Here is a 4652-nt window from a genome sequence, read left to right on the forward strand (position 1 = left end):
CTGCGGCGCGCGGGAATACCGGTGAAGCGCTCGTAATGGCCGAGGTCAAGGTCGGTTTCCGCGCCGTCATCGGTCACGAACACCTCGCCATGCTGCAGCGGGCTCATCGTGCCGGGATCGACGTTCAGGTAAGGGTCAAGCTTGCGCAGCCGGATGGCATAGCCGCGCGATTGCAGCAGCGCCCCAAGCGCTGCCGACGCCAGCCCCTTGCCGAGAGAAGAAACCACGCCGCCGGTAACGAAAATAAAACGCGTCATGGACCTGCAAACTACATCAGAAAAGCCCAACCGTCATGCGACAAGTTGGGCTTGTAGGAAAGGACGGGCGCGGCAGGAAACCGTGCCCGGCGAGAAAGCAATGAACCGGCAAGCCCGCTTACTGGCTGACCGGAGCGCGCGGCGTGGCCGGCGCTGTATTCCCCTGCGGCGCGGCAGGCGATTGGGTGCCAGCCGGCTGCGTCGAGATATCGTCCACGATGGAACGCGGTTGGCTGTGCCCACCCGCCAGGATCGCCAGAACCAGGCTGGTCCCCATGAAGCAGGCAGCCAGGATCGCCGTCGTGCGGGTCAGGAAGTTGGCGCTGCCGCGTGCGGTCATGAAGCCGCCACCACCGCCGCCGCCACCGCCGATACCAAGTCCGCCGCCTTCGCTGCGCTGGATCAGAACGATGCCGATCAGCACCAGAGCCAAAAGGCTATGGATGACCAGGATGATCGTGGTCATGAAAAACCTGCGGGTTGCCTAAAGGATAAAGATTGCCGGTGTTGTACCGTCTCGGACGGCAATTTGCTAGCCGCAACTTTGGCAGATCGCCCAAAAATCCCCGTGGGATAGGCTGGCCCCGCCAACCAGCGCGCCATCAACATTGGCGACCGCCAGCAGCTCCGCCGCATTGCCCGGCTTCACCGACCCGCCATAGAGGAGGCGCACGCCGGCCGCATCGCTGAGAGCACCACCCAGCGCCTTGCGGAGTGCGGCATGCATCTCAGCCACCTGTTCCACCGTCGGCGTGCGGCCGGTGCCGATGGCCCAGACCGGCTCATAGGCAACGACAAGCGTCTTCGCTGATGCCCCCTGCGGCAGCGAGGCCAGTAGCTGCGCGACCACAATCTCCTCCGCCTTGCCGGAATCGCGTTCCGCCTCGGTCTCGCCGACGCAGACGATGGCGACAAGGCCGGCGGCCAGTGCCGCCTCCGCCTTCGCCTTCACGGTGGCATTGTCCTCACCATGCAGGCTGCGCCGTTCGGAGTGACCGACAATGACATGGGTGCAGCCGGCATCCGCCAGCATCGGCGCCGCCACATCGCCGGTGAAAGCGCCCGACGACTTGGCGTGGCAATCCTGCGCGCCCAGTGCCAGGCCAGTCTCCCGGCACAGCGGCGCCAATGCGCCCAGCAGCGTGAAAGGCGGGCAGACCAGTACATCGCAGACCGGCTTCGGCGTGCCGGAGAGGCTGCCGCCCAGCGCGCGCACCAGCGCCTCCCCTTCTGCCTTCAGCAGGTTCATCTTCCAGTTGCCGGCGATCAGCTTGCGTGGCGCCATTTGCTGCCCTCCCGTCAGGTTCGTCGGTTATGTCCATCACTTTCGCGGGCGGTTACTAACATGCCTGTCGGGGATTCTGCCAGTCCGCGCGCAACTCCCCACGGAAACCGGCCCATTTCAGGTTGCGGCGGAAAGGGCGCCCCCTCTATGATGCCCGGCCTCTCCGGCCCGATTGGCTGTGAGGTCCGTCCGGGCGGTTTCCGGGCAGTTTTTTGCTTAACCGAAAGCCTAGAACGACCATGCTGCAGTCGATCCGAACCAAGACCGCGTCCTGGCTTGTGAAGCTCCTGTTCGTCCTTCTGGTCCTCAGCTTTGCTGTCTGGGGCATCGAGGACATGTTCCGGGGCGGCAACACCAGCGACATCATCATCAAGGTCGAGGATATCGAAATCCCGGCGCGGCAGGTGAATGAGCGGCTGCAGTCCGAGATCGCCACGCTGCGCCAGCGCTTCGGCCAGACCATTACCACCGAACAGGCACGCCAGCTGGGCCTGCTCGACACGGTGATCGACACCATGGCGACCGATGCCGTCTTCCTGGCCTTTGCCCGCGACCGCGGCATCGTGGTGACCGATGCGATGGTGCGCGAAGCCATCGCCGCGGAGCCCGCCTTCCGGGGTCCGGACGGCAGCTTCAGCCGCGACCAGTTCGTCGCCGCCCTGCGCTCCGTCGGCATGACGGAGGATGGCTATGTGCAGACGATGCGCCGCGAACTGATGCGCCAGAACGTCATCAATGCCACGCTGGCCAGCGCCTCGGCCCCCGACATCCTGGTGGACCGGCTGTACCGCCACCGCGCCGAGAAGCGCGTTGCCGACCTGATTTTCGTCGCCAACAGCAGCATGCAGGATGTGGCCGCGCCGACCGAGGCGGAGCTGGTCGAGTTCCACAAGAACAACGAACGCCGCTATCTGGCGCCGGAATACCGTTCTGTCAGCTATGTGACGCTGACGGCGGCAGCGCTGGCCGCCGAAACCCTGATTCCCGACGAAGACCTGCGCCGCGAATACGAGGCGCGGGCCGCCAGCTACGCAACGCCGGAAACGCGCGACCTGTCGCAGATGCTGTTCTCCGACGAGGAAAAGGCGAAGCAGGCCGCCACGGCCCTCGCCAGCGGTCAGGATTTCGCCGCCGTGGCACAGGAACTGGCCGGCATGGGGCCGGGCGACCTGACCCTTGCCGGGGTTTCCCAGGGCGACCTGGTCGGTGGGCTGGGCGATGCCGTTTTCGCCCTGCCGGAAGGCGGCGTGACCGAGCCGCTGAACAGCCCGTTCGGCTGGCACATCTTCCGCGTCGATAGCATCAAGCCCGCCTCTACCCGCAGCTTTGACGATGTGCGTGAGGAACTGCGCGCCGAGATGGCGCGGGAACGCGCGCTCGACCAGCTCTTCGAGATGGCGAACCGTCTGGAAGACGGCTTGGCCAGCGGCGCCACGCTGGAAGAGACCGCGCAGACCCTTAACGCCCCGGTCCGCAAGCTGGAAAACATCACCCGAGCCGGCAAGACCGCCGAAGGTACGGACGTGACCGACCTCCCTGCCCCGCAGCGCTTCCTGGAAGCCGCCTTCCAGACCGCCGAAGGCCAGCAGAGCAACACGATCGAAGGCCAGGATGGCAGCTTCACCGTGCTGCGTGTCGATAGTGTTACCGAGCCGGCCGTGAAGCCGTTCGAGAGCGTGCGCGAGCAGGTCCGGGAGGATGTGCTCGCAGAACGCCGTGCCGAAGCAGCGAAGCAGAAGGCCGAGGCACTCGCCGAGCAGGTGAAGGGCGGCACCGCCATCGCCGAGGTGGCCAGCACCGCCGGCATCTCCAGCGCCACTACCGCCCCCTTCACGCGCGACGGCCAGGGGCTGGAAAACCTGCCCCGCAGCCTGGCCTCCGCAGCCTTCCGCCTTACCACCGGTGCGGTGCAGGTGGTCGGCTCGCAGGACGGGCAGTATGTGATGGTGCTGAAGGAAATCCGCCCGGCCGATCCGGCACAGGCGGAGGAAGGCGCCCTCGACCAACTGCGCCAGGCGCTGAACCAGGGCATGGGCAACGACCTCTATGCCAGCCTCACCGCCGGCCTGCGCCAGACCTACCCGGTCGAGATTGACCGGGCCGTCATCGACCGTTTCTTCTGATCCCACACCCCAGATCGAGCCACAGACCGAGCCATGACCACCTTTCCCGATCGCGACGCCTTCATCCGGACCTACGAAGCGGGAAAGCATCAGCTGGTCTGGACCACACTGGTCGCCGACCTGGAGACGCCGGTTTCCGCCATGCTGAAGCTGGCCGATGGCAGCCCGAACTCCTTCCTGTTCGAATCGGTGGAAGGCGGCGCCATCCGGGGGCGCTATTCCATCATCGGGCTGAAGCCGGACCTGATCTGGCGCTGTGAGGGCGAGGAGGCGGAGATCAACCGCCAGGCCCGTTTCGACGAGACCGCCTTTGTTAAGGAAGACAAGCCGACGCTGGAAAGCCTGCGCGCGCTGATCGAGGAATGCCGGATCGAGGTTCCCGCCAACCTGCCGCCGATGGCCAGCGGCCTGTTCGGCTATATGGGCTATGACATGGTGCGGCTGATGGAGCATCTGCCGAACCCGAAGCCGAAGCCCTATGAGGTGCCGGACGGCATGTTCGTGCGCCCGACCATCATCGCCGTGTTCGACAATATCGAGGACAGCGTGACGCTGATCACCCCGGCCCGCGTGGAGACCGGCCTTGATGCGGAGGCAGCCTATCGCCAGGCGCGCGAACGGCTGTCAGACGTGATCGAGGATTTCGGCCGCTCCCTGCCCTTCCGGCGGGAGGCAAGCGGCGCCACGGCAACCCCGCCGGAGCCGACCTCCAACACCACGCGGGAGGAATTCCACGCGATGGTGACCAAGGCGCGGGAATATATCCTGGCCGGCGATGCCTTCCAGGTGGTGCCCTCGCAGCGCTTCGAGGTGCCCTTCAAGCTGCCGCCGATTGCGCTCTACCGGTCGCTGCGGCGGCTGAACCCCTCGCCCTTCTTGTTCCTGCTCGATTTCGGCAAGTTATCCATCGTCGGCTCCCCCCCCGAAATACTGGTGCGGCTGCGCGGCGACACCGTGCCGCTCCGCCCCCAGGCCCGCCCCCGCCAC

4 protein-coding genes and 1 pseudogene are annotated in these 4652 nt (G+C 66.0%); 2 read left to right on the forward strand and 3 right to left on the reverse strand.

From position 1 onward, the window contains the following. The 3 genes and pseudogenes from MK313_RS17835 to tpiA form a co-directional block, all read right to left on the reverse strand. Window positions 1-257: pseudogene (locus tag MK313_RS17835) on the reverse strand (CTP synthetase); the annotation flags it as partial. A 118-nt stretch (window positions 258-375) separates the two neighbouring features. Then, window positions 376-723, reverse strand: coding sequence for a preprotein translocase subunit SecG (gene secG / locus MK313_RS17840; protein WP_008943595.1), 348 nt, complete (start codon window positions 721-723; stop codon window positions 376-378). A 66-nt stretch (window positions 724-789) separates the two neighbouring features. Beyond that, window positions 790-1542, reverse strand: a complete 753-nt coding sequence (tpiA, locus tag MK313_RS17845) for a triose-phosphate isomerase (protein ID WP_287783520.1) — start codon at window positions 1540-1542, stop codon at window positions 790-792. Window positions 1543-1781: 239 nt separating this feature from the next. On the opposite strand from tpiA, the gene MK313_RS17850 reads away from it, so the two are divergent. Both MK313_RS17850 and MK313_RS17855 read left to right on the forward strand, forming a co-directional pair. After that, window positions 1782-3665, forward strand: a complete 1884-nt coding sequence (locus MK313_RS17850; RefSeq protein ID WP_287783523.1) for a peptidyl-prolyl cis-trans isomerase — start codon at window positions 1782-1784, stop codon at window positions 3663-3665. A gap of 33 nt (window positions 3666-3698) precedes the next feature. After that, window positions 3699-4652: chorismate-binding protein (locus MK313_RS17855; RefSeq protein WP_287783526.1), on the forward strand; the 954-nt coding region annotated here is incomplete at its 3' end.

Origin of the sequence: Oceanibaculum sp. (genome assembly GCF_022449305.1) — a bacterium.
Taxonomy (GTDB): Bacteria; Pseudomonadota; Alphaproteobacteria; order Oceanibaculales; family Oceanibaculaceae; genus Oceanibaculum; species Oceanibaculum indicum.

What these genes read in the sequence shown, in the direction of transcription:
- tpiA (WP_287783520.1), bottom strand. Translation starts at nt 1,542, where the DNA reads ATGGCGCCACGCAAGCTGATCGCCGGCAACTGGAAGATGAACCTGCTG.
- MK313_RS17850 (WP_287783523.1), top strand. Translation starts at nt 1,782, where the DNA reads ATGCTGCAGTCGATCCGAACCAAGACCGCGTCCTGGCTTGTGAAGCTC.
- secG (WP_008943595.1), bottom strand. Translation starts at nt 723, where the DNA reads ATGACCACGATCATCCTGGTCATCCATAGCCTTTTGGCTCTGGTGCTG.